Origin of the sequence: Croceivirga sp. JEA036, from assembly GCF_011882165.1 — a bacterium.
In the GTDB taxonomy this organism is placed as follows: domain Bacteria; phylum Bacteroidota; class Bacteroidia; order Flavobacteriales; family Flavobacteriaceae; genus Croceivirga.
The window spans coordinates 1-3420 of the sequence record NZ_JAATON010000017.1; the positions used below are offsets into that span (position 1 = coordinate 1).

At 45.6% G+C, this 3420-nt stretch carries 1 protein-coding gene; it reads right to left on the reverse strand.

From position 1 onward, the window contains the following. The coding region (locus HCO57_RS16530) for a hypothetical protein (protein ID WP_209066191.1) at positions 1-3420 on the reverse strand (3420 nt) is incomplete at both ends.

Sequence of the window (3420 nt, forward strand, 5' to 3'; positions counted from 1 at the left end):
GATGTTATCACCCTCGATAGGGGTGGTAATATCGATAGTAGGTACGGTATTATCTAAAGTAATCGGGTCGTTATCGGTAGCTGGATTACCCGCTACATCGGTAACATCCGCCGTTACGGTGATAGTTCCATTGTTCAATCCAGAGATATCTGCATCAATAGCCGTCCACGCATTACCAGTTACGGTAGCGGTAGTAGTTACTGGAGGATTAACGCCATCATCAAAAGTAACGGTCACGACTTGTCCATCTTCTATAGCTGTAGTTGTCCCTGAGATGGTAACGTCCCCATCTTCGGTAGCATTGACAATATTATCCCCTTCAATAGGTATAGTGATGTCTATAGTTGGTAGTGTATTATCTAGAGTCACAGGCGCATTATCGGTAGCCGTGTTACCCGCTACATCACTAACATCCGCAGTTACAGTAATGGTACCGTTATTCAATCCAGAGATATCGGCATCTAAAGCGGTCCACGCATTACCAGTTACAGTAGCAGTAGTGGTTACTGGAGGATTCACGCCATCATCAAAAGTTACGGTAACTACTTGTCCATCTTCTACATCTGTAGTAGTCCCTGAGATGGTTACATCCCCATCTTCGGCAGCATTTACGATGTTATCACCCTCGATAGGGGTGGTAATATCGATAGTAGGTACGGTATTATCTAAAGTAATCGGGTCGTTATCGGTAGCCGGATTACCCGCTACATCAGTAACATCCGCAGTTACGGTGATGGTACCGTTATTCAATCCAGAGATATCGGCATCTAAAGCCGTCCACGCGTTACCAGTTACGGTAGCGGTAGTAGTTACTGGAGGATTCACGCCATCATCAAAAGTAACGGTCACGACTTGTCCATCTTCTATAGCTGTAGTCGTACCCGAGATGGTTACATCCCCATCTTCGGCAGCATTTACGATGTTATCACCCTCGATAGGTGTGGTAATATCGATAGTAGGTACGGTATTATCTAAAGTAATCGGGTCGTTATCGGTAGCTGGATTACCCGCTACATCGGTAACATCCGCAGTTACGGTGATAGTTCCATTGTCCAATCCTGAAATATCTGCATCGGTGGCAGTCCAGGTGTTACCCGAAACAGTAGCGGTAGTAGTTACTGGAGGATTAACGCCATCATCAAAAGTAACGGTTACCACTTGTCCATCTTCTACACCTGTAGTCGTACCCGAGATGGTTACATCGCCATCTTCGGTAGCATTTACGATATTGTCACCCTCGATAGGTGTAGTAATATCGATAGTTGGTACGGTATTATCTAAAGTAATTGGGTCGTTATCGGTAGCCGGATTACCCGCTACATCAGTAACATCCGCAGTTACGGTGATGGTACCGTTATTCAATCCAGAGATATCCGCATCGGTAGCCGTCCACGCGTTACCAGTTACAGTAGCGCTAGTGGTTACTGGAGGATTAACACCATCATCAAAAGTAACCGTTACTACTTGTCCATCTTCTATAGCTGTAGTAGTACCTGAGATGGTTACATCCCCATCTTCGATAGCATTGACAATATTATCTCCTTCAATAGGTGTGGTAATATCGATAGTTGGTACGGTATTATCTAAAGTAATTGGGTCGTTATCGGTAGCTGGGTTGCCCGCTACATCCGTAACATCCGCAGTTACGGTGATGGTACCGTTATTCAATCCAGAGATATCGGCATCGGTAGCCGTCCACGCGTTACCGGTTACGGTAGCGGTAGTGGTTACTGGAGGATTCACGCCATCATCAAAAGTTACGGTCACGACTTGTCCATCTTCTACACCTGTGGTAGTTCCTGAGATGGTAACGTCGTTATCTTCCGTTGCACTTACGATATTATCGAACTCAATAGGAGTTGTAATATCGATAGTTGGTACGGTATTATCCAGTGTAATTGGGTCGTTATCGGTAGTCGGGTTACCCGCTACATCCGTAACATCCACCGTTACGGTGATAGTTCCATTGTCCAATCCAGAAATATCGGCATCAGTAGCGGTCCACGCATTACCCGAAACAGTAGCGGTAGTGGTTACTGGAGGATTCACCCCATCATCAAAAGTAACCGTTACTACTTGTCCATCTTCTATAGCTGTAGTAGTCCCCGAGATGGTTACATCGCCATCTTCGGCAGCATTTACGATGTTATCACCCTCGATAGGGGTGGTAATATCGATAGTAGGTACGGTATTATCTAAAGTAATCGGGTCGTTATCGGTAGCCGGATTACCCGCTACATCCGTAACATCCGCAGTTACGGTTATGGTACCATTGTTTAATCCAGCAATGTTTGCATCAATAGCCGTCCACGCGTTACCCGAAACAGTAGCGGTAGTGGTCACTGGAGGATTAACGCCATCATCAAAAGAAATAATCGCCACTTGTCCATCTTCTATAGCTGTAGTTGTCCCTGAGATGGTAACGTCCCCATCTTCGGTAGCATTGACAATATTATCCCCTTCAATAGGTATAGTGATGTCTATAGTTGGTAGTGTATTATCTAGAGTCACAGGCGCATTATCGGTAGCCGTGTTACCCGCTACATCAGTAACATCCGCAGTTACGGTGATGGTACCGTTGTTCAATCCAGAGATATCGGCATCGGTAGCCGTCCACGCATTACCCGAAACAGTAGCGGTAGTGGTCACTGGAGGATTAACGCCATCATCAAAAGTTACGGTAACTACTTGTCCATCTTCTATAGCTGTAGTCGTCCCCGAGATGGTTACATCTCCAGCCTCACTGGCATTAGCAATATCATCCCCTTCAATAGGCGTGGTTATGGTAATTGCGGCATCCACATCATGAACAACGTCTCTAGTTGCCTGAGTGGCGGCATTACCAGCACGGTCAGTTACATCGGCAGTGATAGTTTCTAGAGCGCTTAAAGCCTGTGCATCTGCAGCAGAGATATCTAAAGACCAAGTACCCGCAGTAACCGAGGTAGTGTATAGATTACCGTTTAAAGTCACTGTCACTGTTTGTCCGTCTTCAGCATCAGTAGTTCCAGAAATGGTTACTGGAGCATCGTCTTCTATAGCATTAATAATATCATCCCCAGCAACTACATCAATGGCAATCACAGGATTGGTAACATCTACAGTAAGTAGCGCAGCATTAGAAGTTACGGGAGAACAAACAAAAGAAGCGTCAGTTACCAAAACTCTATAGGTATACCCATTGTAAGCAGCTGTAATTCCAGTAAGAGTAAGGTTAGCGGTATTGCTACCGGTATAGATGTCTGTAGCATTGGCATCATCAATATCGACAAATCCGCCACCTAACTGGTCATCTATCTGCCATTGGTAGGTAAGGTTATTCCCTGTAGCCGTTACGGTAAAGGTTTCTGGGTTACTACCATTGGTTAGCACATCTTGGGGCTGCTCTGCAGCACCAGCAATAGTAGGCGAGGAGCCAGG